The sequence below is a fragment of the Stenotrophomonas sp. SKA14 genome (assembly GCF_000158575.1).
GTDB lineage: Bacteria > Pseudomonadota > Gammaproteobacteria > Xanthomonadales > Xanthomonadaceae > Stenotrophomonas > Stenotrophomonas forensis.
The window spans coordinates 1,641,580-1,667,673 of sequence record NZ_DS999412.1 but is presented as its reverse complement, the minus strand read 5'-3'; the positions used below and the strand labels follow the sequence as shown (position 1 = coordinate 1,667,673).

Annotated in this window: 20 protein-coding genes; 4 read left to right on the top strand and 16 right to left on the bottom strand. The window is 68.5% G+C overall.

Annotation, left to right across the window (positions count from 1 at the left end):
* Positions 1-41: 41 nt before the first annotated feature.
* The 5 genes from SSKA14_RS07575 to nudE all read right to left on the bottom strand — a co-directional run bounded on the left by SSKA14_RS07575 (position 42) and on the right by nudE (position 3,010).
* Complete coding sequence (locus tag SSKA14_RS07575; protein WP_008268297.1) at positions 42-344, bottom strand: DUF962 domain-containing protein; 303 nt, start codon at positions 342-344, stop codon at positions 42-44.
* 123 nt (positions 345-467) lie between these two features.
* Positions 468-797: a YnfA family protein gene (locus SSKA14_RS07570; protein ID WP_008267009.1), complete on the bottom strand. Its 330-nt coding sequence runs from the start codon at positions 795-797 to the stop codon at positions 468-470.
* Positions 794-1,633 carry a nucleoside triphosphate pyrophosphohydrolase gene (gene mazG / locus SSKA14_RS07565; protein ID WP_008266737.1) on the bottom strand — a complete coding sequence of 280 codons (840 nt, stop codon included), beginning with the start codon at positions 1,631-1,633 and terminating at the stop codon, positions 794-796. Before mazG ends, SSKA14_RS07570 begins: the two co-directional genes overlap by 4 nt.
* 13 nt (positions 1,634-1,646) lie before the next feature.
* On the bottom strand, positions 1,647-2,450 hold the full coding sequence (cysQ, locus tag SSKA14_RS07560; RefSeq protein ID WP_008268136.1) for a 3'(2'),5'-bisphosphate nucleotidase CysQ: 804 nt from the start codon (positions 2,448-2,450) through the stop codon (positions 1,647-1,649).
* The gene (gene nudE, locus SSKA14_RS07555; RefSeq protein ID WP_008267624.1) at positions 2,447-3,010 is read right to left on the bottom strand and encodes an ADP compounds hydrolase NudE; all 564 of its coding nucleotides are present in this window, start codon (positions 3,008-3,010) and stop codon (positions 2,447-2,449) included. The genes cysQ and nudE overlap by 4 nt, the downstream gene beginning before the upstream one ends.
* Before the next feature lie 77 nt (positions 3,011-3,087).
* On the opposite strand from nudE, the gene bioA reads away from it, so the two are divergent.
* Together bioA and SSKA14_RS07545 are read left to right on the top strand one after the other, a co-directional pair.
* Complete coding sequence (gene bioA, locus SSKA14_RS07550; RefSeq protein ID WP_008266339.1) at positions 3,088-4,479, top strand: adenosylmethionine--8-amino-7-oxononanoate transaminase; 1,392 nt, start codon at positions 3,088-3,090, stop codon at positions 4,477-4,479.
* Positions 4,470-5,207, top strand: coding sequence for a 16S rRNA (uracil(1498)-N(3))-methyltransferase (locus SSKA14_RS07545; protein ID WP_008265180.1), 738 nt, complete (start codon positions 4,470-4,472; stop codon positions 5,205-5,207). Before bioA ends, SSKA14_RS07545 begins: the two co-directional genes overlap by 10 nt.
* Positions 5,208-5,285: 78 nt before the next feature.
* On the opposite strand, the gene SSKA14_RS07540 is transcribed toward SSKA14_RS07545, so the two are convergent.
* The 7 genes from SSKA14_RS07540 to pilG all read right to left on the bottom strand — a co-directional run bounded on the left by SSKA14_RS07540 (position 5,286) and on the right by pilG (position 17,116).
* A complete protein-coding gene (locus SSKA14_RS07540) occupies positions 5,286-5,750 on the bottom strand; it encodes a chemotaxis protein CheW (RefSeq protein ID WP_006464650.1) in 465 nt (154 codons plus the stop codon).
* Positions 5,747-7,069, bottom strand: coding sequence for a chemotaxis protein CheB (locus SSKA14_RS07535; RefSeq protein WP_040007260.1), 1,323 nt, complete (start codon positions 7,067-7,069; stop codon positions 5,747-5,749). Before SSKA14_RS07535 ends, SSKA14_RS07540 begins: the two co-directional genes overlap by 4 nt.
* Positions 7,056-13,625 (bottom strand): Hpt domain-containing protein, encoded by a 6,570-nt coding sequence (locus tag SSKA14_RS07530; RefSeq protein WP_008266188.1) that lies wholly within the window; start codon positions 13,623-13,625, stop codon positions 7,056-7,058. The genes SSKA14_RS07535 and SSKA14_RS07530 overlap by 14 nt, the downstream gene beginning before the upstream one ends.
* A gap of 100 nt (positions 13,626-13,725) precedes the next feature.
* Positions 13,726-15,762, bottom strand: a complete 2,037-nt coding sequence (locus SSKA14_RS07525; RefSeq protein ID WP_008266837.1) for a methyl-accepting chemotaxis protein — start codon at positions 15,760-15,762, stop codon at positions 13,726-13,728.
* Between the two features lie 41 nt (positions 15,763-15,803).
* The gene (locus SSKA14_RS07520) at positions 15,804-16,334 is read right to left on the bottom strand and encodes a chemotaxis protein CheW (RefSeq protein WP_006464979.1); all 531 of its coding nucleotides are present in this window, start codon (positions 16,332-16,334) and stop codon (positions 15,804-15,806) included.
* Positions 16,334-16,696 (bottom strand): response regulator, encoded by a 363-nt coding sequence (locus tag SSKA14_RS07515; protein ID WP_005410717.1) that lies wholly within the window; start codon positions 16,694-16,696, stop codon positions 16,334-16,336. Before SSKA14_RS07515 ends, SSKA14_RS07520 begins: the two co-directional genes overlap by 1 nt.
* A gap of 18 nt (positions 16,697-16,714) precedes the next feature.
* Complete coding sequence (pilG, locus tag SSKA14_RS07510; RefSeq protein WP_005418455.1) at positions 16,715-17,116, bottom strand: twitching motility response regulator PilG; 402 nt, start codon at positions 17,114-17,116, stop codon at positions 16,715-16,717.
* 240 nt (positions 17,117-17,356) lie between these two features.
* Here pilG and gshB point away from each other — a divergent pair, with 240 nt between their 5' ends.
* Together gshB and SSKA14_RS07500 are read left to right on the top strand one after the other, a co-directional pair.
* On the top strand, positions 17,357-18,304 hold the full coding sequence (gene gshB / locus SSKA14_RS07505) for a glutathione synthase (protein WP_008264760.1): 948 nt from the start codon (positions 17,357-17,359) through the stop codon (positions 18,302-18,304).
* Positions 18,304-19,188 carry an energy transducer TonB gene (locus tag SSKA14_RS07500; RefSeq protein WP_008264791.1) on the top strand — a complete coding sequence of 295 codons (885 nt, stop codon included), beginning with the start codon at positions 18,304-18,306 and terminating at the stop codon, positions 19,186-19,188. The genes gshB and SSKA14_RS07500 overlap by 1 nt, the downstream gene beginning before the upstream one ends.
* Positions 19,189-19,762: 574 nt before the next feature.
* Here SSKA14_RS07500 and tsaB read toward each other — a convergent pair.
* From tsaB to mrcB, 4 genes are all read right to left on the bottom strand, one after another.
* On the bottom strand, positions 19,763-20,476 hold the full coding sequence (tsaB, locus tag SSKA14_RS07495; RefSeq protein ID WP_008266578.1) for a tRNA (adenosine(37)-N6)-threonylcarbamoyltransferase complex dimerization subunit type 1 TsaB: 714 nt from the start codon (positions 20,474-20,476) through the stop codon (positions 19,763-19,765).
* 9 nt (positions 20,477-20,485) lie between these two features.
* Positions 20,486-22,531, bottom strand: coding sequence for an ATP-dependent DNA helicase (locus tag SSKA14_RS07490; protein ID WP_008264709.1), 2,046 nt, complete (start codon positions 22,529-22,531; stop codon positions 20,486-20,488).
* A 564-nt stretch (positions 22,532-23,095) separates the two neighbouring features.
* On the bottom strand, positions 23,096-23,620 hold the full coding sequence (locus SSKA14_RS07485) for a hypothetical protein (RefSeq protein WP_040009436.1): 525 nt from the start codon (positions 23,618-23,620) through the stop codon (positions 23,096-23,098).
* Between the two features lie 11 nt (positions 23,621-23,631).
* Positions 23,632-26,070: a penicillin-binding protein 1B gene (gene mrcB / locus SSKA14_RS07480; protein ID WP_008265794.1), complete on the bottom strand. Its 2,439-nt coding sequence runs from the start codon at positions 26,068-26,070 to the stop codon at positions 23,632-23,634.
* Between the last annotated feature and the right edge of the window lie 24 nt (positions 26,071-26,094).

The window sequence follows — 26,094 nt, the reverse complement described above, 5'->3', positions numbered from 1 at the left end:
GGCCCCAGCATAGCGCGTGAAGGCGGCATGCACAGCCTGGGCTACCAGGGCACCCGTCCGCGCAGGATGTCGACGAACATCACCCAGTCACCCACGAACGAATACAGGGGATGCCGGAAGGTCGCCGGGCGGTTCTTCTCGAAGAAGAAGTGGCCAACCCAGGCGAATCCATAACCGCAGGCCAGGGCGGCCAGCAGGAGCACCGGCTGTCCACGCAGGATCGCCGCGGCGAGCAGCACCAGGACCCCGCAGCTGCCGATGAAGTGCAGCCGGCGCGACACCGGATGGCGGTGCTCGCTGAGATAGAACGGATAGAACTCGCGGAAGCTGGCGAATCGGGACATGCACGTGCTCCGGGGGCCGTGGTCACCGCCATCATGCGCCTTCCTGGGAGGGAAAGCGGCAGCAGATGCAGTCGAGCATGGCTCGACTCTACAGAAGGCCGGAGCAGTCGAGTACGCTCGACGCTACACAGAGGGGGCGCGCGGCCCGAACATGATCACCGCCATGCCGGCCAGGCACAGGGCTGCACCGATCAGATCCCAGCGGCTGGGGCGGATGCCGTCGACCAGCCACAGCCAGAACAGCGCCGTGCCGATGTAGACGCCACCGTAGGCGGCATAGACGCGGCCGCTGGCGGTCGGATGCAGGGTCAACAGCCACGCGAACAGGGCCAGGCTGGCTGCCGCCGGCAGCAGCAACCAGACGCTCCCGCCCTTGCGCAGCCACAACCAGGGCAGATAGCAGCCCACGATCTCGGCCAGCGCGGTCAGCAGGAACAGGGCGACTGTCTTCACGCCTTTTCCGCCGTCTTGGCGTGCTGCCACAAGGCTTCCTGCGCATCCAGGTCCATCGCCGCCAACGTGCTGCCCTGGGCTTCGGCCTGCGCTTCCATCGAGCGGAAGCGACGCTCGAACTTGTGGTTGGCCCCGCGCAGCGCGGCGCCCAGGTCGATATCGGCATGGCGGGCCAGGTTGGCGCAGACGAACAGCAGGTCGCCCAGTTCTTCCTGCAACCGCACCTTGTTGCCGGCAAGGTCGCCGCGTTCGAATTCCTCGCGCAGTTCCTGCAGCTCCTCGGCCGCCTTGTCCAGCACCGGCAACGGCCCCGGCCAGTCGAATCCGACCTTGGCCGCACGCGACTGCAGCTTCACCGCCCGCTGCCATTCCGGCAGGCCGCGCGAGATGCCGGCCAGCGCGGAGGTATCCTGCTCGCCCTTGGCGGCGCGCTCGGCGCGCTTGATCGCCTCCCAGTTGCGCATCACCCCATCGGCATCATCGACGCTGACGTCGGCGAACACATGCGGATGGCGGCGCTGCATCTTGTCGCTGATCGCGCGGGCGACGTCGGCAAAGGCGAAAGCGCCCTGCTCCTCGGCCATGCGCGCATGGAACGCCACCTGCAGCAGCAGGTCGCCCAGCTCGTCACAGAGATCGTCGAGGTCGCCCCGGTCGATCGCATCGGCGACCTCGTAGGCTTCCTCGATGGTGTACGGCGCGATGGTCGCGAAGTTCTGCTCCAGGTCCCACGGGCAGCCGCCCTGCGGATCGCGCAGGCGCGCCATGATCGACAGCAGGCGTTCCAGTTCGGTGCTGGCAGCACTGCGCTGGGTGGGGGTGTCATGCGCGCTCATGCGGCCTCCAGGGTCAATCGGACAACCAGTCGCGCCACGGCAGGCTGGTATCACCAAGGGCAATGAAATCGCCGTTCAACAGGGTTTCGCGGCGGTTGTAGCGGAACGGCTTGCCGGTCGCTGCCGACAGTACCGCGCCGCCCGCGGCGTGCAGCACGCACTGGCCGGCGGCGGTATCCCATTCGGAGGTCGGGCCGAGCCGCGGGTAGACGTCCAGGCCGCCTTCGGCGATCCGGCAGAACTTCAGCGACGAGCCCTGGGCAATGGTCTCGATGCGGCCCATGCGGGCCAGCAGCGCCTCGGTCTGCGCTGAACGATGCGAGCGGCTGGCGGCAACCCGCAGCGGCGCGGTGGCCGGGGTACGCGTGCGCAGCACGGTGTCGTGCAGGCCCTGGCGCCGGTAGGCCAGCTCGCCACGCATGGCATGCCAGACGATGCCGGTGACCGGGGCCAGTACCACGCCGAAGGCCGGCGCCCCCTGGTAGATCAACGCGATGTTGACGCTGAACTCGCCGTTGCGCTTGACGAACTCGCGGGTGCCGTCGAGCGGGTCGACCAGCCAGTACGCGCCCCAGTGGCGACGCTGCTCCCACGGCACCTGCGCCGATTCCTCGGACAGGATCGGCAGGTCCGGGGTCAGCTGCTGCAGGCCCTGTTCGATCACCTGGTTGGCGGCCAGGTCGGCCGCAGTAACCGGGCTGTCGTCAGCCTTGATCTGCACGTCGAAGCCATCGGCATAGACCTGCATGATGGCGTGTCCGGCTTCCTGGGCGATGGCGATGGCCGTCTCGCGCAGGTCCGTGGTCAGCTTGATCATCGCATTCCCTGCAGCCACTGGCGGGCGATGAACAGCGCCGCCAGCGAGCGTCCTTCGGAGAAGTCCTCGCGCAGCATCAGCTGGTCCAGCTCGGCCAGTTTCCACGGCACGACTTCCAGTTCCTCCGGCTCGTCACCGGGCAGTTTCTCCGGGTAGAGATCGCGTGCCACCACCAGCCACGACTGGTGGCTCATGTAGGTCGGGGCCAGGGTCATCGCGCGCAGCACGTCGACCCGGCGCGCGCCATAGCCGGCCTCTTCCTTCAGCTCGCGGTCTGCCGCCTGCTCGGGGGTCTCGCCGGCGTCGATGCGGCCCTTGACCAGGCCCAGCTCGTAGCGATGCATGCCAGCCGCGTATTCACGTACCAGCAGCACGGTCTCATCGTCGAGCATCGGCACCACCACCACCGCACCATGGCCGCGGCTGACCAGGCGCTCGAAGCGACGGCGCTCGCCGTTGGAGAACTCCAGGTCCAGATGCTGGCGCTGGAAGGGGCCGTTTTCCTCATCGGTGATCCGATGGATGATCGGCAAGCGACGGCCGGCACGGTCATCGTTCATGCGGAATCTCCGCGGCGGCCGGCGTTTGCGCCGGGGCCGATAGAATGTGCAGGCAGCAACATGTTCATGAGCCCGAAATGCTAGCAGACCCAACCCCCTCCCCGCTGGCCCGCCAATGGCGGCAGCGCGACCTGCAGGTGCTGTGGCACCCCTGCACGCAGATGCGCGAGCATCCGCACACCCTGCCGCTGGTGCCGATCGCCCGCGGCGAAGGTGCATGGCTGATCGACCACGACGGCAATCGCTACCTGGACGCGGTCAGCAGCTGGTGGACCAACCTGTTCGGCCACGCCGAGCCACGCATTGGCGGCGCCATTGCGGCGCAGGCCATGCAACTGGAGCAGGTGATGCTGGCGGGCTTCGGCCATGAACCGGCGATCATCCTGGCCGAACGCCTGCTGGCGCTGGCACCGCGCCAGGCCGGCCGTGAGCCGTTGTCCAAGGTGTTCTACGCCGACAACGGTTCGGCCGGCGTGGAAGTGGCGCTGAAGATGGCGTTCCAGTATTTCCAGAACCGCGGTGAGTCCCGCCGCACCCGCTTCATCTCACTGGAAAACGGCTATCACGGCGAGACCCTGGGCGCCCTGGCGCTGGGGGACATTCCGCTGTACCGCCGTGTCTATGCGCCGCTGCTGGCCGAAGGCCTGTTCGCACCCTCGCCCGATGCCTATCTGGCCGAGCCGGGCCAGAGCCCGGCCGACCGTGCGCGCCACGCCGCCGATGGGCTGGCCACGCTGTTCGACCAGCACCCGGGCGAGATCTGCGCGGTGATCCTGGAGCCCCGCCTGCAGTGTGCGGGCGGCATGCGCATGTACGACCCGATCTACCTGCAGCGCGTGCGCGAACTGTGCGATGCACACGGTGCGTTCATGATCGCCGACGAGATCGCCACCGGCTTCGGCCGCACCGGCACCCTGTTCGCCTGCGAACAGGCCGGGGTGATGCCGGACCTGATGTGCCTGTCCAAGGGCCTGACCGGCGGCTTCCTGCCGCTGGCCGCGGTGCTGGCGACACAGGCCCTGTACGACGCCTTCCTCGATGACTCGCGCGAGCGCGCGTTCCTGCATTCGCACAGCTACACCGGCAATCCGCTGGCCTGTGCGGCCGCCCTGGCAACGCTGGACATCTTCCGCGACGACGATGTGATCGCCCGCAACCGCGGGATCGCTTCGGTGATGGGCACGCTGGCGGCACCGTTTGCCGACCACCCGCACGTGGCCGACGTGCGCCAGGCCGGCATGGTGGTGGCGTTCGAGCTGTCGCGTGACGGCGACAAGCGCACGCCGTTCGACCCGGGCCTGCGGCTGGGGCTGCACGCCTACAAGGCTGCATTGAAGCGTGGCGTGGTGCTGCGCCCGCTGGGCGACGTGCTGTACTGGATGCCACCCTACTGCGTGGACGACGAACAACTGGAGCTGCTGGCACATACCACGCTGGCAGCGATTGACGAGGCGATTGCATGCGCGTGACCCGCTGCCCCATCGATCTGGCGCTGTACAGCGGCCAGACCCTGACCCTGCCGGAAGAGACCGCCAACCACCTGGTGCGGGTGATGCGCCTGCGCGAAGGCGATGCCTGCGTGCTGTTCAACGGCGACGGCCATGACTACAGCGCCACCCTCACCGTGGCCGGCAAGCGCGAGGTTCAGGTCCGCATCGACGCAGTGGAGAGAGTGGACAACGAATCACCGTTGGCCATCACCCTGCTGCAGGGCATCGCCCGCGGCGAGAAGATGGACCTTATCCTGCAGAAGGCCACCGAACTGGGCGTGGCGGCGATCATTCCGGTCAACGCCGAGCGCACCGAAGTGAAACTCGATGCCGCCCGCGCCGAGAAGCGCGTGGCGCACTGGAACAATGTGGTGACTTCGGCCTGCGGCCAGTCCGGGCGTGCGCGCATTCCGCAGGTCGGTTCGCCCCTGTCACTGGCACAGGCTGCGGCGACGCTGCCTGCCGATACGTTGCGGCTGACACTGGACCCGCAGGGCGCGCATCGGCTGTCGACGCTGGATGGCGCGCCCACCGGCGGCATCGTGATCGCCATCGGTCCGGAAGGCGGTTGGTCACCGCGCGACCGCGACCAGTTGGCGGCGGCCGGGTTCCAGGGTTTGCAACTGGGCCCGCGCATCCTGCGCACGGAAACCGCCGGCCTGGCCGCGATCGCGGCGCTGCAGGCACGGCTGGGGGACCTGGGGTAAGACTCGATGCCTGGTAGTGCCGGCCGCTGGCCGGCACCCACGGGATCATGCGGTTGCCGGCCAGTGGCCGGCACTACCTCAGGCAGCCAGCGAATCCAACGCGGCTTCCAGCGCATCCAGGTTCGGCAGCAGCGCGCTCTGCTCCCCCAGCAGCACGCGCATGTGCACGATCTGCGGCAGGGTTTCCTCGGAGGCATCGGCCAGCAGGCCGTCACGCGGCACCGAGATCAGCTGCGGGAAGTTCTGCGTCAGCAGCGCGTAATAGGGACGCTGCGCGTTGCCGGACAGCGCCTTCAGCACCACCACCTTGTTGTGGCCGCCCACGGCTTCCTCGCCCAGCCCGGAAAGCCGCGCAAACGATACCAGTGGCACCTGCCAGCCATGCCAACCGATCTCGCCGACCAGCCAGCGCGGTGCATCGGCGATCGGCTGCACCGGCACGCGCGACATCATTTCCGCCACCGTGGCGTTGGGCAGCAGCACGCGTTCACTGCCAGCCTGGATCAGGACGCCGCGGATCTCATCATTGCTGGCGTAGCTCATGGTGCCTCTCCGTTGTCATCCTGCTCGCCCCAGCGCGCGGCGATGGCCTGCGCCAGTTCCTGCGGTTCTCCGGCAACCATGCCGGCGGCAACGACAGCGGTGGCCGCCGCCGGGTCATAGCAGCCCTCGCCCACCTGCCCGGCCACCCAGGCCCCGGCAGCGGCGAGATCCAGCGCCGGCCCGACGTGGGCCAGGTCGGCGCCGCTGAGCAGCACCAGCGCGGTGTATTCGGCCGGCAACGCTGCAATCGAGATACCGGCGGCATCGCTGAGGAAATGCAGGCCGTCGCTGGCTGCCTGCACACCGATATCGTCAGCCAGCACATGCACCTCACCGGGTACGGCGCGCTGGCCGGCTTCGGCCAGCTGCACCGGCAACGGCGACACGCGTGCCATCTGCTTGACCAGGTTGCCGTAGCGACCGCCATCCAGGCGCATGTGCACCAGCACCGGCACGCTCAGCGCAGGCGGCAGCGCACCGAGCAGGCGGCGCAGGGCATCCGGCCCGCCGATACCCGCCAGCACCAGCAGCGAACCGGCGCGCGCGCCGGCCGGTGCTGCGGCATCCAGGTCGACCAGGCTCAGGTGATCGGTATCGAACGAAGGCAACGGCGCTTCCAGCGCAGCGCCGTGGGCAGCGGCGGCAGGTGCATCCGCCACGTCATCTACCAGCGACCACGCGGTATGGTCGAAGGACACCGGCGGTGCGGCCGCCGGAGGCGATGGCAGGGCCGGTGCCTCCAGCGGTTCGGGCAGCACCGGCTGCAACGCAGCCAATGCCTGTTCCAGTGCAACCGGTTCGTGCAGGTGCGTCGGCGGCGAGTACAGGGTGTCCGCCGGCACTCCGTCGGCCCAGCTCAGTGCCTGGTCCAGATGCGGTTGCAGGGCTTCCTCCTGCGGCGCCGGGGCCGGGGACGGATGCCCCGGCTCCAGCTGCAGGCTGGGTTCTTCCTCGGCGCCGGGCGGCAGCACCTGCTGGTGACCATGCAGCTTGGCCGCCAGATGCCGGCCCCAGCGCTGCGCGTCCCAGCCATCCCGGCGCGCCGCCAGTTCGGCCTCGTCGAACACCAGGGTCAGGCCCGGCGCGGACAGCACGGGCTCAAGGCGCTCCAGCGCATCTTCGATGGCCGCCTCCAGGGCGATCACCACGATCTGCGGACGGGCGTCCTGCAACTGCTGCGGCTCCAGGCCGTTCGGGTCGTCTTCCAGCACCAGCTGCACATCGGCGTGCGACAGTGCCTCGCGCAGGCGCTCACGCGCCGCACCCGGGCGGGCCAGCAGGGCGACGGCCGGGGCCGGATGGACTTCACTCACGGACACGGGCGATCCCCAGCAGGTCGTACACGTTACGCATCAGGTCCAGTTCCTGGTAAGGCTTGCCCAGGTAACGCTGGACACCGATCTCGAAGGCGCGCTGGCGGTGCTTGTCGCCACTGCGCGAGGTGATCATCACGATCGGCACTTCCCTGTAGCGCGGGTCGGCACGCATGGCGGTGGCGAGCTCGTAGCCATCCATGCGCGGCATCTCGATGTCCAGCAGCATCAGGTCGGGCACGCGCTCTTCCAGCCGCTCCAGCGCTTCCACGCCGTCGCGGGCAACGCTGACCTCGAAGTTGTGGCGTTCGAGGATGCGGCCGGTGACCTTGCGCATGGTCAGCGAGTCGTCGACCACCATCACCAGCGGCACCTGGCGCTCCTGGCGCGGTGCGTTGGCCAGCACCGGCAGCGTCGGGTTGGCCAGGAAACGACGCACCAGCGGTGCAACGTCGAGGATCACCACCACGCGGCCATCGCCGGTGATGGTGGCGCCGTAGATGCCTGGTACCGAAGCAATCTGCAGGCCGACCGGCTTGACCACGATTTCACGGTTGCCCAGCACCTGGTCGATCGCCACGGCGGCACGCAGGTCGCCGGCGCGGACCAGCAGCAGCGGTACCTGGTCCTGGCCATCGGCACGCGCCGGGGCCTGGCCGACCAGGGTGCCGAGGTCGTACAGCGGGTAGTCTTCGCCGCTGTAGCGGTAGCTGCTGTCGGCCGCTTCAAAGCGCTCGCGCGACAGGCGGCCGATACCACTGACCGAGGCGACCGGCACCGCAAAGGTGGTTTCGCCGATCTGCACGAACACCGCCTGGGTGACGGCCAGCGTCTGTGGCAGGCGCAGGGTGAATCGCACGCCCTGGCCGCGTACCGACTGGATGTCGACCGAGCCACCAAGCTGGCGCACTTCGTTGCGCACAACATCCATGCCCACGCCGCGGCCCGCCAGCTGGCTGACCTGGTCGGCGGTGGTGAAGCCGGAAGCGAAGATCAGGTTGTCCAGTTCCTGCTCGTTTGGCTGCGCGTCGGCGGCCAATAGGCCACGGTCGATGGCGCGGCGGCGGATCGCTTCGCGGTCCAGGCCGGCGCCGTCATCGGCCACTTCCAGCACGATTTCCGAACCTTCACGGTGCAGGCGGATGGCGATCTCGCCTTCCTCCGGCTTGCCGGCGGCGCGGCGCTGTTCCGGTGCTTCCAGGCCATGGGCCACGGAGTTGCGCAGCATGTGTTCCAGCGGCGCGACCATGCGATCAAGGACGTTGCGGTCCAGTTCGCCGTGGGTGCCTTCCAGGGTCAGGTGAACCTGCTTGCCGGTGTCCATTCCCGACTGGCGGACCACGCGACGGAGGCGAGGCACCAGGCCATCGAACGGCACCATGCGCGCGCGCATCAGGCCATCCTGCAGTTCCGAACTGACGCGCGACTGCTGTTGCAGCAGCGAGTCGTACTGGCGCGACAGGTCGTCGAGCACCCCTTGCAGGCCGCCAAGGTCGGCCGCCGATTCGTTCAGCGCACGGCTGAGCTGCTGCAGGGTGGAGAAGCGGTCCAGTTCCAGCGGATCGAACTTCTGGTCGGCCTGGTCCTGCTCACGCTGGTAGCGGGCGACGATCTGCGCCTCGGTTTCCAGGTCGAGGCGGCGCAGCTGATCGCGCAGTCGCGCATTGGTGCGCTCCAGTTCGCCCATGGCGCCACGGAAGGCGCCGAGCTGCTGTTCAAGCCGCGAACGGTAGATCGCCACTTCACCTGCGTGGTTGACCAGGCGGTCGAGCAGGTCGGCGCGCACGCGCACCTGTTCCTGCTGCGGACGGACCAGCGGATCCTCGTCGACCCCGCCTTCGATCGGCAGCGGTGCCGACAATGGGACATCGACCACGGCGGTCGACGGGCTGTCGGCCGGCGTGGATACGCTCTCGCCCACGTTGACTGCGTGGACGGCCGCCGCCGCGGCGATATCGGTGGTGGTGCGGACGTCGAAAGCCTCGACCAGGTCCTGCGCCGGCTCGACCACGCGATGGGCACCGGTACGGGTGAGCAGCTGGTGCAGGCGATCGAAGCCACGCTCCAGCAGCTGCACATCACGGCGCTCGATCTCGGTGCGACCGGCAGCCACCGCTTCCAGCAGCGACTCGATGCTGTGGCCAAGGTCGCCGATGGCATTGATGCCGGCCATGCGTGCGCCACCCTTCAGGGTATGCAGGTCGCGCTGCAGGCCGGCCAGCACCTCGCGGTCCTGCGGCGCATCGCGCAGTTCGCTGATCAGGCCGTCGCAATGATCCAGCAGGTCCTTGCCTTCCTCGACGAAGATGTCGACCAGCTCGCGATCATACACGCTGAAGTCGAGTGCATCGGCGCTGTCTGTGCCTTCTTCCCCGGCAACCGTTTCATCATGGACCAGTGCACTGGGCGCGCCGTCGATCTCGACCGGCTCGGCGGCGGCAGGCGCAGGCGCCTGGCCCGGTGCATCTTCGAGTTCGAAGAAGCGCACCGGTGCGGCGGCATCCACCGGGGGGTGCTCATCCACCGTCGCCGGGGACGGCTGGTCGGCGCTCTCTCCTTCACCGACCGCCGCCTCCCCGCCGACGTCCGCATCCTCGGCAAAGGCGTCCGCCTCGCCCGGCGCGAGTTCGCTGGCCTGGAGGCCGAGCACGGGCCACTGCCCGTCGTCGTCCAGGGTCTGCTCTTCGTCGATCACGTGCAGGCCGGCCTCGAGCGCGGCTGCCAGTGTGACCGGTTCTGCAAAACCCGGCACAGCCATTTCATCCTGCAGGCTCGACAGCCCGCTGTCGAGTGGCAGTGCAGCAGCTTCGTCGATGACGCTGGGCTCGCTATCCAGTCTGTCGGCGGGCAATCGCGTATTCAGGTCGATTGCGACAACTTCTGCGGCCGCAGGCAGTTCATCGGTGTCGCGGTCATCGACCGGCAGTGCGCTGGCGTCGAGGTACGGCGACAGATCGTCTGCAGCGGTCAGATCGGCTTCGGTGACCGGCGTCGGTGCTGCACCGGCTTCGGCCGCCGCTGCAAGTGGCGCACTCTCGACCAGCTGGATCGATTCAAACGACCCGATATCCACACTGGCCGCTTCGCCCTCGCCCGGCACCGCCGGCCATCCGGCATCGAAGTAGCGCGACAGATCATCGCTGCCAGTCAGCTCAGCGGCCTCCAGGCCGGTGCCGATCACGTCCACGCTCTCCGCTGCCTGCACTTCGGCGGCCAGCGGTTCCAGCACGGGCTCGGCAGTCTCGGCAGTCTCGGCTGCGGAGGCATCCGGCACCGCGGCATCCGGCATATCGGCCGCGGCGTCAGACGCCGTTTCGGCCTCCAGCGCCAGATCGTCGTCTTCGTCTTCCAGCCCGACCATCGGCCAACGCGCTTCCGGCAGCTCACCGGCCAGCGCCTGCAGGCGCTGCACCAGTGCTTCCTGCGGTGCGATCCGCGGCTGCTCGGCCTGCAAGGCCTCCATGGTCGCGGTGATCGCCTGCGCGGTCGCATCCAGCGCGGCCACGCCTTCGTCACTCGGCACCACATCGGCGGCCAGTGCACGCTTGATGTAGGACTCGGCTCCGCCGGTCACGGCGGTGATTTCCGGCACTTCGGTCATCGCGAAGGCGCCGTTCATGGTGTGCACCGCGCGCAGCAGCGCATCGCTGACCGGCTGCGGTGCCTGCTGCGCCGAGCGCAGCCAGCCCTGCAGGGTCGCCTGGTGCACTTCCACTTCGGCTTCGAGGATCTCGCGCAGCACGCTGTCGATGTTGGCGGGCGTGCCCACGGCCTCGGGTGCCGCCTCAGCGTCGGCGTGTGCCGATGCAATCGCTTCGGCTTCGAGAATGCGGCTGATCTCGTCCTCGCCTTCGGCCTCGGTCTCGAGCACGGGTGCCACCGGTGCGGCTGCAACCGGCAGCGGCACGTAGTAGGTCTCCTCACCGGCGCCAACACGATCGGCGATGGCCTGCATGGCCTGCAGGTCCACGCTGATGCGCTGGCCGTGGCGCAGCGCGGCGTTCAGCTGCGGCAGCGCGGCATGCGCGTTGTCGACCATGGCCAGCACCGCCGGCGAGGCCGGGCGGCTGCCATCGAGCACGCGGTTGAGCATGCCCTCGATCTTCCACGCGAACTCGCCCAGGGTGCGTGCACCAACCAGGCGGCCACTGCCCTTGAGGGTGTGGAAGATGCGGCGGATCGGTCGCAGCCGGTCCATGTTGTCCGGCTGCACGCGCCATGCCGGCAGCAAGGTGCCGAGATTGGCCAGTTCGTCGTCGAACTCTTCCAGGAACACCTCGCGGATGTCCTCGTCGATGTTCTCGGCGTCATCGTCGAAGCCGGCTTCGAAACCGGCCTCGGCATCCGCCGCAACGGACGCTTCAGCAACGGTCGGGGCAGCCACGGCCTGCGGATTGAAGTCCGCGGCGGCCGCACTCAGCTCGGCGAAGAACTGCGCGTCGGCTTCGCTGAAATCGATTGGTGCGATGGTGTCGATGTCGATCACCGAGACCGCGGGTGCATCCGCAGGCGCGACGTCCAGCCCGGTGACCACCGGAACCTCGTCCGACAGCGTTGCCGGGCTGGCATCGACGATCTCCAGCGACGGCTGCAGCCCGGCATCGTCGTCCAGCGACAACGTCTCCATCGCATGCAGCGACAGCACATCGTCGGCGTTGTCCAACGCATCGGTGTCGAAGCGGAACACCACGTCGTCGTCGGCCACGACGGCGTCGTGCTCGGCGGCCACTGGATCGAACACGGGTGCTGCGAACGCATCGGGGTCGATACCTGGCGTCATGTCTGCGCCGTCGTCGGCGTCGACAGCGACCGTCTCCACCAGGGCCGGCGGCACGGCCTCCGAAAGCGTCCACTGTGCTGCAGCGCCCTGCCCTGCATCGTCCTGTTCGAAGCTGACCGGATCGAAGCTGGCAAAGGTCGGGCTGCGCTCATCATCGGCAGATGCGAGCGGGTCGGCATCCGGATGGAACGGCGCAAGATCCCATTGCGGCACTTCGGGTGCGGGCGCACTGGAAGCGGCAAAGACCAGCGGTGCCTCCGCGTCGTCCTGCAGCGACAGCGGCGCGGCAGCGGCGTCGATCGCGGCAGAACCCAGCGCACCGAACATCAGGCGGTTGTCGACAACCTCCGGCGCGGGTGCGACCGGTGGTGGTTCGAAAGTGAAGTCCGGCAGCGGCACCGGCACGGTGCCTGCCGCAGGCGCGGCCGGCTGCACCGGAATCTCGATGCGCTCCGGCTGCAGCGCCTCGATCTGCAGCGCTACCGGCTCCCGTTCAACTGGCTGTGCAGCGAACGGTGTCGGCTCGACCGCGTTGCGGTCCGGCAGCGGCCAGTAGCGCAGCGCTTCGAGGCTGCTGCGGGTGATGTCGAGGATGTCCTCGCGACCCGGACGGCGGTCGCGCAGGGCTTCCAGGTAGTACTCCAGGCTGGCCATGGCGTCGGCCAGGGTGTCCAGCTGACGACCGCTGGGCACGCGCTGGCGGCCAATCAGCTCGGCTTCGATGTACTGCTGCACACCGCGCAGGTAGTCGGCAGCCGTGCCCAGGTCGAGCATGCGCAGTGCGCCGGCCACATCGCCCAGCAGGCGCGGCACGTCCTGCAGCTCGGCATGGTTCCAGCTGGTTTCGATGAAGGCGACGAAATGCTCACGCGCCGCCGCGAAGTTGGCGATCGCTTCATGCGCCAGCACTTCGACCGTGCGCCGGTTCTCGACCGCGCTCGGGTCGTCCTCGCCACTGCCGCCGGCGCCCAGATGGGCCACCTGGTCGTCCAGCGAGGCATCCACGTAGAGCAGCGCGCCGGCAATATCCAGCAGCAGGTTCTCGTCGATCTGCTGGCGGCCCTCGACCACGCCGCGCAGCGCGTCGCGCTGCTGCACGACCACGCCACGGGCCACGCCCAGGCCCATCATGCCCAGGGTATCGGCCACCGCGCCCAGTTCGTTGGCCTGGGTCTGCAGCTGCTCCGGTGCACCGCCGGTACGCAGGTGCAGGTCCAGCGCATCCTTGATGCGCAGCAGTTCTTCCTTCACCGCGCTGCCGACGGTATCCAGCAGTTCGCGGTTGCGTCCACTCAGGCTGCCACGGGCATGGTCCAGCTCGGCCTCGGTGGCGGTGATGCTGTCCGGTGCAAACGCCAGCAGCACGCTGTCATGCACGCCGTCCTCGCCACGCGCGGCGCGGATCTCGTTGAGCAGCGGCATCAGCACGATCGGAATATCGCGGTGGCCGTTCTGCAGGCGTTCCAGGTAATCGGGCAGCAGCACGCTGCCGCGCATCAGCGTTGCGCAGGCCTCATCACGATCGGCGGTGCGGCCCGCACCAATGGCATTGGCCAGCTGTTCAAGCTCTTCGGCCACCATCGCCGGGGCGTACAGCTCGACCATGCGCAGGGTGCCCTGCACCTGGTGCAGGAAGCCGGCGCAGATGCGCATGCGGCTGGCATCGCTGGGGTCTTCCGCGTAGTACTCGACCTCGTTGCGCACCTGGCGCAGGGTCTCGTCCAGCTCGGGCTTGACCCAGCCCAGCGCCGCGTGGCTCATCGCATCGCGCAGACTGCTCATGGACGCGCTCCGGTCGCCACCGCGCGGGGGCCGCGCGAATTCTGGCGTGGGAAATGGAAATGCTTCATCGAGGGGTTCCTTGCTCGCCGCCCTGCCCGCGTCACGCCGGCAGCTTGAAGTCGGCGACCGAACGACGCAGGTCGGCCGCCAGCTGCGCCAGGTGGCCGATCGATTCGGCGGTCTGCCCGGCACCCTGCGAGGTCTGGCCGGTGATCTGCCGGATCACGCCCATGGTGCGGGTGATGTCCGAGGCCGCCGCAGACTGCTGCTGGGCGGCGATGGAGATGTTCTTGATGAGGGTGTTCAGTGCATTGGACACGCGCTCGATCTCGGTCAGCGCGGTGCCCGCATCCTCCGCCAGGCGCGCACCGGACACCACTTCAGCGGTGGTCTGCTCCATCGAGGTGACCGCTTCATTGGTGTCGGCCTGGATCGCCTGCACCAGGTTTTCGATGCGTCGGGTCGCACCCGAGGTACGTTCTGCCAGGCGCTGCACTTCGTCGGCCACGACCGCGAAACCGCGACCGGCCTCGCCCGCCGAGGCGGCCTGCACGGCGGCGTTCAACGCCAGGATGTTGGTCTGCTCGGAAATGTCGTTGATCAGTTCCACGATCGAGCCGATTTCCTGCGACGACTCACCCAGGCGCTTGATGCGCTTGGAGGTTTCCTGGATCTGGTCGCGGATCTGGTCCATGCCCTGGATGGTCTCGCGCACCACGCCGGCACCCTCGGCGGCGATCACCACCGAGCGCTGTGCCACGTCGGCCGATTCGGCCGAGTTGCGCGACACCTGCTCGATGCTCGCCGCGATTTCGCCGATGCGGTCCGACGCCGAGGTGATCTGGTTGGCCTGGTGGCCCGCCGCCTCTGCAAGCTGCATGGCGGTCGCCTGGGTTTCCTGGGTGGACAGCGCGACCTTGGCCGATGTGTCGTTGATGGTGGTCACCAGGTGGCGCAGCTCGTCGACCGCGTAATTGATTGCGTCGGCGATGGCGCCGGTCATGTCCTCGGTCACCGAGGCCTTCACCGTCAGGTCACCCTCGCCGAGCGAGGAGATTTCATCCAGCAGCCGCATGATCGCCTGCTGGTTGCGGCTGTTGAACTCCACCTGGGTCTGGTAGCGCAGTTCCTGCTCGCGCGAGCGGCTGCGCACGTTGGTGGAAACGAAGCCGATGATCGCGATCAGCGACAGCGCGCCGGACACCACGCCGATCCAGAAATTCGGGAACAGGCGGGTATCGGACACCGAGCCGAACGAGGAGAACGCTTCGAACAGCTTGCGGCTGTCATCCAGCATGTGCGCCGAGCCCTGGCCCAGCGCGGTGGCGGCCGACTGCGCGGCGAACAGCTGGCGCGAGCTGGCCAGGATCGCGTCGGCGTCCTGCTTCATCGCTTCCCACTTCTGCTGCGATTGTTCCAGCGCGGCGATGGCGGCGGCACCGCGTACGGCGGTGATGCCCAGTTCGTCGTTGCCGTTGCGCAGGCCGTCGAGCACCTGCGAGAACACGGTGATGTCGCGGGCCAGCGCGTCACCGGCGGTGGCCGCGGCGCTGCCACCGGCCCGCATTTCGGTCACGCGGCGGGCCATCGAGCCGGCCACCACCACCTGCTGCAGCGCGCTGTACACCTGCGCCGACGGTGCGCCGGAGGCGGACATCGCACGCACCAGCTCGTTCAACTGGGCCTGCAGGCCCGGCACCGCGCCGGTGAAGTTGTTGGCGTTGCCGGCCAGGGCCAGCACTGCCGGCTCGCTGGCAACCAGCTGCCCGGCCTGCTTGCCCAGCGGCGCCCAGGTCTCGCCCAGCGTGGCAATGGCACCGGACACACCCGGCTCCTTGCCGTAGCGCCCCTGCAGGGTCGATACGTTCTGTTCGATCGCGTTGCGGGTCGCCTTGAAGGCGGTGAACGCCTGCGCGTTGCCGCCAACCGCGTCACGGCCCTGGTTGGCCAGCTGCTGTGACAGCACCTGCAGGTCGGCCGCCTTGGAGCCAGCGTCCGCCAGGCGGCTGCCCTGCCAGGTGGCGACGCCGGTGTTGACGCCGAACAGGATCATCGATGCCAGCAGCAGGAACAGCCAGAGGTTGCTGCCGCCCAGCCGCAGCTTGCCGGATTTGGTGGCGTCCGAAGCAGTACTCATCGTTCAACCTCGATCTTCAATGCAGGGGGCGACGCCCGGCCTCAGGCCGCGGCTTGCCGGAATTCAGGGGTACGCGACAGCAGCGAGAGCGAGAACACGCCCCAGTCGTGGCCGTCGGCATGGAAGGCGCGATCGACGAAATGGCCGTAGCGCCCCTCGGCCAGCGTGCCGGCCGCGATCTGCTGGTCGAGTTCGAAGCTGCGCTGGCCGAACAGTTCATCGATGGTCAGCGCGACGTCACCGCCGGCCTGGCGCATGATCAGCACGCGCTGGCCTTCCTGCTGCACGGTGCGTGTGCCTTCCAGGAAGTATTTCAGGTCGACCACCGGAAACAGGTTGCCGCGCAGGTTGCCCACGCCCAGCAGCCACGGCTGTGCACATGGCACCGGGGTCACCGGCGGCATCGGCACGATTTCCACCACTTCGCGGAAATCGGATACCAGCCGGCGCTGGCCCACGCGGTAACCGACGCCACGCCACAGGTCCAGGGCGAACTGCCGTTCGGGCAGCTGCACCGCGTGGGCCAGGCTGCGCCGTTCGTAGGCCTCAAGGATGTCGAAGGGCGAGCGCATCAGGCCACCAGTTCGTTGATTCGCGCGATCAGTTCATCCTCGCGCGGCGGCTTGACGATGTAATCGGCCGCGCCCTGGCGCAGGCCCCATGCCTTGTCGGTTTCCATCGCCTTGGTGCTGACGATGATCACCGGGATGTGCTTGATCGCTGCGTCACGGGCCATCGCCCGCGTCGCCTGGAAGCCGCTCATGCCGGGCAGGACCACGTCCATCAGCACCAGCTGCGGCACCTGGTCGCGGACCAGCTGCAGTCCATCCTCGGCGTTGTCCGCTTCCAGCACCTCGTGGCCGGCACGGCGCAGCCACTGGGTGAACACCGCGCGGTCGGTCGGTGAATCCTCGATCAGAACGATACGAGCCATTGTGCCTTTCCCCCCTGGTCAGGCGTTGACGTATGTGCGGATGGCACCCAGCAGTTCTTCACGCGTGAAAGGCTTGGTCAGGTACTGCTCCGAGCCGACGATGCGTCCCCGCGCCTTGTCGAACAGGCCATCCTTGGACGACAGCATGATCACCGGGGTCGCCTTGAACAGCTGGTTGCCCTTGATCAGCGCGCACGTCTGGTACCCGTCCAGGCGCGGCATCATGATGTCGACGAAGATGATCTGCGGTTGCTGGTCTGCGATCTTGGCAAGCGCTTCAAAGCCGTCGGTGGCGGTGACCACCTCGCAGCCTTCGCGCTTGAGCAGCGTTTCCGCAGTCCTGCGGATGGTCTTCGAATCATCGATGACCATCACCCGGAGTCCTGCGAGTTCCCCGCCCGCAGTCGTGTTTTCAGTCATTGCCTATCCCCAAGCGCACGGCCCGATCTCTGGCGGGGGCCGCTACGAAAGCGTATCTATATCGCACTTTCCGCGCCCGCTTCAAGGCCGGCCCACGGCGCAGGGGGTGGCGGCCGGCTGAACGTGACGGGGTTCGCAATGATTGCGCTGCCGCCGGGCGGACGCTGCGTTGCAGTACGGCGGGGAGGCGCGCGACCGGCGTTGCCGCTACCATCAACGCCTTGCCTGACAGGTGCGCCCATGCCGTTGAACGTCATCGTGGTGATGGACCCCATCGCCCACATCAAGATCGCCAAGGACACCACCTTCGCCATGCTGCTGGAAGCCCAGCGCCGCGGCCATGCCCTGCACTACGTGCGCCCGGGCGGCCTGGCCCTGGAAGGGGGGGTGGCGGTGGCCCAGACCGCACCCCTGCAGGTGCGCGACGACCCGTCCGGCTGGTATGAGCTGGGCGCGTTCAGCCGTACCGAGTTCGGCCCCGGCCAGATCGTGCTGATGCGCAAGGACCCGCCGGTCGACGCCGAGTACATCTACGACACCCAGGTGCTGGACGTGGCCGCCGCCGCCGGCGCCTGCGTGGTCAACAACCCGCAGGGCCTGCGCGACTACAACGAGAAGCTGGCCGCCCTGCTGTTCCCGCAGTGCTGCCCGCCAACCCTGGTCAGCCGCGATGCCAAGGCATTGAAGGCGTTCGCACTGGAACACGGCCAGGCCGTGCTGAAGCCGCTGGACGGCATGGGCGGCCGCTCGATCTTCCGCAGCGGCCAAGGCGATCCGAACCTGAACGTGATTCTGGAAACGCTGACCGACGGCGGCCGCAAGCTGGCGCTGGCCCAGAAGTTCATTCCCGACATCACGGCCGGTGACAAGCGCATCCTGCTGGTCGACGGCGAGCCGGTCGACTACTGCCTGGCGCGCATTCCGCAGGGGGACGAGTTCCGCGGCAACCTGGCCGCCGGCGGCCGCGGCGAAGGCCGCCCGCTGAGCGAGCGCGACCGCTGGATCGCCGCCCAGGTCGGACCGGAAATGAAGCGCCGCGGCATGCGCTTCGTCGGCCTGGACGTGATCGGCGATTACCTGACCGAAGTCAACGTGACCAGCCCGACCTGCGTGCGCGAACTGGACGCCCAGTACGGCCTGAACATCGCCGGCACCCTGTTCGACGCGCTCGAGGCCGGCCTGCGCTGATGGCTGCCGCACCTGCCGTGCTGCCCCCGCCACCGCGCGAAGCGCAGCGGCTGGGAGCAACCATCGCGCTGTCGGTCGTGGTCCACGCCCTGCTGATCCTGGGCGTGGGCTTTGCGGTGAAGGGCGATGCGCCGCTGGTGCCGACGCTGGAGGTGATCTTCAGCCAGACCCGCACCGCGCTGACCCCGAAGCAGGCCGACTTCCTTGCCGCGGCCAGCCAGGAAGGCGGCGGCGAGCACGACCGTGCACAACGCCCGCGCGACAACCAGGCCGGCATCGTGCCGCAGGCCCAGGCCGGGGTGAGCCCGGTGCCGCAGCAGCAACAATCGGCCGCGCCGGCTCCGCCGCCGCAGGCGCGCGTGGTCAGCAGCCGCAACGGCCAGGACACGGTGGCGCAGGCGCAGGCTCGGCCCACGCCGGAGCAGCCCGAACCGGATGCGCCGCTGAGCGCACGCGAGCAGCGCGACGTGGAGATGGCGCGGCTGGCGGCCGAAGTGCACCTACGCTCGGCACAGTACGCCAAGCGCCCGAACCGCAAGTTCGTGTCGGCCAGCACGCGGGAATATGCCTACGCCAATTACCTGCGTGCGTGGGTCGACCGTGCCGAGCGGGTGGGCAATCTGAACTATCCAGACGAGGCCCGGCAGCGTCGCCTCGGTGGCCAGGTGGTGATCAGCGTGGGCGTGCGCCGCGATGGCAGCGTGGAGAGCAGCCGGATCCTGCGTTCGAGCGGCACGCCCTTGCTGGATGAAGCGGCGCTGCGGGTGGTGAAGCTGGCGCAGCCGTTCCCGCCGTTGCCGAAGACCGAGGACGAGATCGACATCCTGCAGGTCACCCGCACGTGGGTGTTCCTGCCCGGTGGCACCCTGCACGACGACCGGTAGGGTTTTGCTGCCCGGGCCTGCGGCCCGGGACCCGCTGCAAGGCTTGAGCAACGGCAACGGCACCAGCGGCGGTCGGTGTACTGAGGCTTGGCGGGGCGGTGTCGGGCGGCGGGGACGCCGCAAGTACGTCCCTGTAGGCTTAGCCGCGGCATCCATGCCGCGGATACCCCGCCACCCGACACCGCCCCACCGCTGACAGATCGCGGCGTATCTTCGCCGTTGGTAGGTGTCGACCTTGGTCGACACACATCCACGCCACGCGTGGATGCGAGCGAAGCGATCGGCTTTTGATTTTGATTTTCTTTTGATTTTCCGTGGCGGACGCACACGAAAACTGTCAGAGGTCGGGCGGGGTGGGTTCGCGGGGGTATCCGCGCCATGGATGGCGCGGCTAAGCCCCCAGGGGTGAGGGCGCTTTGCTTGCGAAGCACTGCTTCGCGAGCGCCCGAACGCACAGCCGCCAGCGGCTGGGCCGGACCCCGGAGGGGGGTTCACGGCGTCCCCCGCGAACCCACCCCGCCCGGCCAAGCGCGGCTTTTGATTTACGCGATCAACCAACCCCGCCACGAGGGGCTCAGCCGTTGGCCTTCGCCTTCGCCTCGCGCGCGGCCTGCTGCTCGACCAGGGTCAATGCCACGTTGTCGCGCAGGTACGCCGGTTCGACCTTCTCCGGTGCAATGGCCTCGCCGCGCGCGAAGGCCGGCACCGCCAGGGCCAGTACATCCGACGCACGCGGCAGTGCAGTGGCATCGAAGCCGCGCAGGCCTGCCCCCAGTTGTGCCACCAGAGCGCCCTCGGCCGCGCCGAACCCGGTACCGACGCCGTAAGCCGACTGCCCTTCCGGCAGCACCACCGCAGCCGGTGCGCAGACGCGCTCGGCATCGCGTGCGACCGGCAGGCCGTCCACGCGCTCGAAGCGTGCGACGTACAGTTCGCCCATCCGCGCATCGATCGCCGACAGGATCTGCACTTCTTCTGCCGGCGCCCGCAGCGCCAGCACCTGCAGCGTCGACACCGGCAGCAGCGGGCGATCCAGCGCCAGCGCAATGCCCTGGGCAATGGCGATGGCCAAGCGCACGCCGGTGAACGCACCGGGGCCGCGGCTGAGCGCGATACCGTCCAGCTGGCGGCGGCTGATGCCGGCTTCGGCCAGCAGCGCCTCCGCCCACGGCAGGCTCAGCTCGGCATGCCGGCGCGGGGCGATCTCGAAGCGTTCCAGCACCTGCCCATCGACATGCAGGGCAACGGAACAGGCTTCGGTGGCGGTTTCAAAGGCGAGCAGTTTCATCGGATCAGGTCAGAACAGGGGGAACGTGGCGCCGGGCGCCAGATCCGGGCCCGCCGCAGCGGTGGCCGGAACGGCATCATCGGCCACGGGTGCCCATTGTGGCGTAAAGAAGGCCTGCACATCGGCCAGGCTGCGGGTACGGCGGAACGGCGGCAGCGAATCGAGGAAGACCCGGCCATAGCCGCGCTTGAGCAGGCGCGGGTCGCACAGCACCAGCACCCCGCGGTCGCTCTCGCTGCGGATCAGGCGACCGACGCCCTGCTTCAGCGCGATCACCGCCTGCGGCAGCTGCTCGTCGCGGAACGGGTTGCCGCCCTGGCTGCGGATCGCCTCCAGCCGCGCCTCGTACACCGGGTCGTCCGGAGCAGCGAAGGGCAGCTTGTCGATCATCACCACGCTCAACGCTTCGCCGACCACGTCCACGCCCTCGCGGAAACTGGCCGAGCCGAGCAGCACGCCATTGCCCGATTCGCGGAAGCGCTGCAGCAGGGTCGCGCGCGGTGCCTCGCCCTGCACGAACAACGGCCACGGCCCGTCGCGCAGCGCTTCGGCGGCCTCGCGCAGGGCGCGATGCGACGCGAACAGCAGGAATGCCCTGCCCTGCGACGCCTGCAGCACCGGCCGCAGGGTCTGGATCAACGCGGTGCCGAAGCCACGCGCGGCCGGATCGGGCAGGCCTTCGGGCAGGTAGCACAACGCCTGCTCGGGCCAGTTGAACGGACTCGGCTGGACCAGGGTATGCGGATCGTCCAGGCCCAGTCGCGTGGCGATGTGATCGAAGCCACCGCCTACGGTCAGCGTAGCCGAGGTGAAGATCCATGCTGCCCGGCTGCGTTCACGGTGCTCGCGCAGCGGCCCGGACACATCCATGGGCGTGCGCTGGCAGCGGAAACCACGCGGCGTCAGCTCGTACCAGAGCACATCGGCCGCACCCGCTACGTCCGCAGGGTCGGTATCGAAATCCAGGCTGGGCTCGTCATCGCCCAGCCAGCGGCTGAGCCGCGAGACCGCTTCGCGCGCCCGCGCATGGCAGGCATCCAGGCCAGCGGCGGCTTCGCGCAGCGGTTGCAGTGCCTGCTCCAGCGTCACCAGCCCCGCCATCACCGTATCGAAGCCGTCGCGCACCTGCGGCATTGCCAGTGCGCGCCACTGCGTGCCGCGCGACGGCAGGCCTTCCATCGCCGAGCGCAATGCCAGCAGTGCCTGCTGCAACTGGTCGACCGGCGCCTGCAGGGCCGACTGCGCACCGCCCACGCCACGCGCTTCGGCCAGGCAGTCGCGGCCCAGTTCCTGCCACGGGCGCATGCCGAACCCCTCGCCGAAGAACTGCGCGGCCAACTCGGGCAGCTGATGCGCTTCGTCGATGACGAACGCCTGCGCCCCTGGCAGCAGTTCGCCGAAGCCATCCTGTTTCAATGCCAGGTCCGCCAGCAGCAGGTGATGGTTGACCACCACCACATCGGCCGCCTGCGCACGTTGCCGCGCGCGCACTACGAAGCAATCGTCCCAGAACGGACAATCGGTGCCCAGGCAGTTGTCGACGGTGGAGGTGACCATCGGCAGCAGCGGAGAGTCGTCAGCCAGCCCATCGAGCTCGGCGATGTCACCGAACTCGGAGCGACCGGACCAGGCCAGGATGCGCTGGAACTGCGCCGCCTGTTCGGGGCTGGAGAATCGTGGCTCACCACGCGCCTGCTGCAGGCGATAACGGCACAGGTAGTTCGCACGCCCCTTCAGCAGCGCGCTGCGCAGGCCGACGCCGAGCGCCTGGCGCACGCGTGGCAGATCGCGGTGGTAGAGCTGGTCCTGCAGCGCGCGGGTACCGGTGGAGATGATGGTACGCAGCCCGGACAGCAGCACCGGCACCAGATAAGCGAAGGTCTTGCCGGTACCGGTCCCCGCCTCGGCCAGCAGCAGATCGCGCTGCTGCAACGCATCGGCGATGGCCTCGGTCAGGCGCAGCTGGGCCGGACGCGGGACGAAGGCATCCAGGTGCGAGGCGAGCGCGCCGCCGTCGCTGAGGGCTTCGCGGCTGGCATGGACAAGGTCGGACATCAGAGGCAAAGGATACCCGGCCGGGCGCTGCCCGGCACCCGTTTCAAGCCAGAGCACAGGCAACAGCAACAGCAACAGCGTTTGTTCATGGCTCTGGGTTTCTACGTGCTGGGCGGGCCGGGAGGGGCAGGCAGGACACGCCGTGAACCCATCCATGGGGGCTCGATGGCGCCATCCATGGCGCCAACGGTCCTGCCTGCCCCTCCCGCCCCACCCTCGACAGTTTCCCGGTGACGGATGGACATGCTTCGTAGAGTCGAGCTTGCTCGACTGCGATTTCAGAAGCGGGGAGGAAGCGGGGGAAGAAGAAAAGAAATCACAGAGAGCGCGCGCAGCGCGCGACCCGCTTTTGATTTTGATTTTGTTCTTGCCTGCGGCCCGCGCGATGTATGGCGGGCCGGGTGGGTGGGGCGTGCAGGACCGTTGGCGCCATGGATGGCGCCATCGAGCCCCCATGGATGGGTTTACGGCGTGTCCTGCACGCCCCACCCACCCGGCCCATCACCCGCATCCATCAGTGCGCGCGCGCCGCAGAGGGGGCAGCGCCCGATGGAGTGGAATACCTCAGTACCGCTTGATCCCCGGCACGGTGCAGCCTTCCAGCTGCGCATGCGCCGACACCGCATTTTCCTTCTCGCCGCGCGCCAGGCGCGACTGCTCGATCGTGGCCCAGTGCCGGCGGCACAGCGGCCCCGTCTTCGAACCCAGATCGATCGCCTTGCGTGCGAACGTCTCCGCCTGCGCCCACTGGCCCTGCAGCAGTGCCAGCTCGGCGCGTTCCTGCAGCACTGCCGGATCACCCGCCACGATCTCCAGCGCATGGTCCAGACTGCTGGCCGCGGCGGCCAGATCATTGGCCTGTCGCTGCGCCTGCGCGGTCACCCGCAGGTCTTCCACCTGCGAATCGCGCAGCGGCTGTACCGACAGTTCCTTGTCGTCCGGCCCCGCGGCCGCGTCCACGGCGGCCAGACGTTGCGCCGGGGTGGTGGTATCAACCGGCGGCTTGGCCACCGGTGGTGCGCTGCTCACGCAGGCAGCCAGGGCGAGGCTGAGACCGCTCAGGGCCAGGGGCTGCAGCAGGGATCGCATGTTCATCGGCATCATCGGCTTGGAGGAGGTGTGGCGGCAGCAGGTGCCGCGGCGGGTTCCGCAGGAGCTTCCGGCTTGCGATCCAGGCCGAACCAGCTGCGCCAGCCCCCGCCTTCGCCCTCGGCTCCGCCTTGCCCATCCGGCAATACCGCCGGCGCACACGGTGCATAGGCCGGCGCGTAGCCCACCACGAACGGGAAGCGACGCGCGCCCGGGCAGCCTTCATCGGTACTGTTGATGCCGGTGGGTGCCACCGACTGCCAGTCCAGGCCCTTGTTGCTGACACGCAGCGGAGCACTTGGCAGACGCTGGAAAATACCCGACCACACCCTCATCGCACCGGTGGCACCGTACAGGCCCGCCTGCTCGTTCTGGTCGTTGCCGATCCAGATCACCGCCAGATGATCGCCGGTGTAACCGGCGTACCAGCTGTCACGGCCATCATTGGTGGTACCGGTCTTGCCGGCCGGCTGCAGCCGGCCCAGGCCGTCGGCGTTGAGGCGCTGCGCGGTACCACTGGCGACCACCTGCTGCAGCCCGACGCTGATCAGGTTGGCGGCGATCGAGTCGCCCTCCTGTGCCGGCGCCGGCGTCTTGTCATAGCGCTTGAGCAGCTTGCCCTGCGGATCGAGCACGCCACGCACCGCGTGCAACGGCTGGATCTCGCCGCCGGACGCCAGGAACTGGTACAGCTGTGCCATCGCGTACGGGCTCTGGTCGGTCGAGCCGAGGATCACCGCCGGATTGGCCTCGGCCTTGATGCCGGCCAACACGTGGATCAGCTGCGTCACGCGCTCGGGACCGACCTGCATGCCGACGCGCACGGTGGCCTGGTTGTAGGAATGGGCCAGTGCATCGATCAGGCGCACGGTGCCGTGGCTGCGGTTGTCCGCGTTGCCGGGGTTCCAGTTGCGGCCGCGGCCGAGCTGCACCGTCACCGGGGAATCATCGACCCAGCTGGCCAGCGAGTAGCGATCCGGCTGTGCCAGCGCCAGCAGGTACACGAACGGCTTGAGCAGTGAACCGACCGGACGCTGTGCCTCGATCGCGCGGTTGAAGCCGACCTCGGAGACCTCGCGGCTGCCGATCACCGCCAGCACATCGCCGTTGTGCACGTCGGTCAACACCATGCCGGCCTGCAGTTCGGGGCGTCGCTTGCTCTCCAGCGACTTGATGGTGCGGGTCACCGCGCCTTCGGCGTAGGCCTGGGCCGACGGCGACATACCCGTCATCACGCTCAGACCGGCGCCCTGCAGCGCCGATTCCGGATAGTCATGGCCCAGCTGGCGACGGACCAGGTCGACGTAGGCCGGGAAACGGTTGGCCGCCACCAGGCCCGGTGTCTTCGGCACGCCCAGCGGTGCCTTCAGCGCACGCTGGTACTCGGCGTCGTCGATCAACGTGGCCTCGTGCAGCTTGCCCAGCACGAAGTTGCGGCGATCCAGCGCGCGTTCCGGGTTGCGCCGCGGGTCGTAGAAGGACGGCCCCTTGACCAGGCCGATCAGCAGCGCGATCTGCTCGGTTTCCAGCGATGACAGGTCACGGCCGAACCAGAACTCGGCGCCGGAGGACATGCCGTGGATGGCCTGGCTGCCACGCTGGCCCAGATACACCTGGTTGAGGTAGGCCTCGAAGATGGTGCGCTTGTCGTAACGCGCTTCCATGATCAGCGCGTACAACACCTCGTTGAACTTGCGGGTGACTGTCTGCTCCTTGCCGATGCCGAGCAGGCCACTGCGGGCCAGCTGCTGGGTCAGCGTGGACGCGCCCTGGCGGCTCTGGCCACCGGAGCGGATGGTCACCCATACCGCGCGCGCGATACCCGACAGATCGATGCCGTGGTGACGGTTGAAATCCTTGTCTTCCACCGCCTGCAGGCCGGTCACCAGCAGGTCCGGCGCCTCATCCATGCGGATCAGGCGGCGCTCTTCCTGCTTCTGGCCGTACAGGGTGGCGATGCGCGCAGGATCCAGCCGCGCCGCCTTCAGCGCCTTGCGGTTGTCTGCGTCGCGCAGCGAGGCCACGCCGCCATCGGCCAACGACAGTTCCACCCGGCGTGGGGCAACCCGGCCGTCGACGTCGTTGTAGCCGCGGCTGGAGATGACGAAGCGACCGCCGTTCACCGCATAGGTGGCCGGCTCCTTGCCCTGCCCGTCATCGCGGTAGGCCGAAGCAGCCAGCTCGGTCTTCAGGGTGGCCGCATCCATTGCCTTGCCGGGCGCAAGCACCAGCGGGCGCGCGTACACGCGCGTTGGGATCTGCCAGCGCAGCTCACCGAAGCGCTGCGTCACCTGTTGGTTCAGGTACAGCGTATAGGGGATGAGGAAACCCAATCCCAACGCGACCGCAGCCATGCTCCAGGTGATCAGCCGGCGCCGCCACAGCGGACCGTTGTCCTGCTGGTCGTCGTCGGAATCGTCGATGTCGTCGGAATCGTAGCGTCGGGGCACGGGAATGCGAGAATGTAGGGTCTG

Excerpts from the sequence above, each read along its gene's own strand:
- SSKA14_RS07575 (WP_008268297.1), bottom strand. The coding sequence starts at position 344 with ATGTCCCGATTCGCCAGCTTCCGCGAGTTCTATCCGTTCTATCTCAGC.
- mazG (WP_008266737.1), bottom strand. The coding sequence starts at position 1,633 with ATGAGCGCGCATGACACCCCCACCCAGCGCAGTGCTGCCAGCACCGAA.
- cysQ (WP_008268136.1), bottom strand. The coding sequence starts at position 2,450 with ATGATCAAGCTGACCACGGACCTGCGCGAGACGGCCATCGCCATCGCC.
- nudE (WP_008267624.1), bottom strand. The coding sequence starts at position 3,010 with ATGAACGATGACCGTGCCGGCCGTCGCTTGCCGATCATCCATCGGATC.
- bioA (WP_008266339.1), top strand. The coding sequence starts at position 3,088 with ATGCTAGCAGACCCAACCCCCTCCCCGCTGGCCCGCCAATGGCGGCAG.
- SSKA14_RS07545 (WP_008265180.1), top strand. The coding sequence starts at position 4,470 with ATGCGCGTGACCCGCTGCCCCATCGATCTGGCGCTGTACAGCGGCCAG.
- SSKA14_RS07540 (WP_006464650.1), bottom strand. The coding sequence starts at position 5,750 with ATGAGCTACGCCAGCAATGATGAGATCCGCGGCGTCCTGATCCAGGCT.
- SSKA14_RS07530 (WP_008266188.1), bottom strand. The coding sequence starts at position 13,625 with ATGAGCAGTCTGCGCGATGCGATGAGCCACGCGGCGCTGGGCTGGGTC.
- SSKA14_RS07525 (WP_008266837.1), bottom strand. The coding sequence starts at position 15,762 with ATGAGTACTGCTTCGGACGCCACCAAATCCGGCAAGCTGCGGCTGGGC.
- SSKA14_RS07520 (WP_006464979.1), bottom strand. The coding sequence starts at position 16,334 with ATGCGCTCGCCCTTCGACATCCTTGAGGCCTACGAACGGCGCAGCCTG.
- SSKA14_RS07515 (WP_005410717.1), bottom strand. The coding sequence starts at position 16,696 with ATGGCTCGTATCGTTCTGATCGAGGATTCACCGACCGACCGCGCGGTG.
- pilG (WP_005418455.1), bottom strand. The coding sequence starts at position 17,116 with ATGACTGAAAACACGACTGCGGGCGGGGAACTCGCAGGACTCCGGGTG.
- gshB (WP_008264760.1), top strand. The coding sequence starts at position 17,357 with ATGCCGTTGAACGTCATCGTGGTGATGGACCCCATCGCCCACATCAAG.
- SSKA14_RS07500 (WP_008264791.1), top strand. The coding sequence starts at position 18,304 with ATGGCTGCCGCACCTGCCGTGCTGCCCCCGCCACCGCGCGAAGCGCAG.
- tsaB (WP_008266578.1), bottom strand. The coding sequence starts at position 20,476 with ATGAAACTGCTCGCCTTTGAAACCGCCACCGAAGCCTGTTCCGTTGCC.
- SSKA14_RS07490 (WP_008264709.1), bottom strand. The coding sequence starts at position 22,531 with ATGTCCGACCTTGTCCATGCCAGCCGCGAAGCCCTCAGCGACGGCGGC.
- SSKA14_RS07485 (WP_040009436.1), bottom strand. The coding sequence starts at position 23,620 with ATGCGATCCCTGCTGCAGCCCCTGGCCCTGAGCGGTCTCAGCCTCGCC.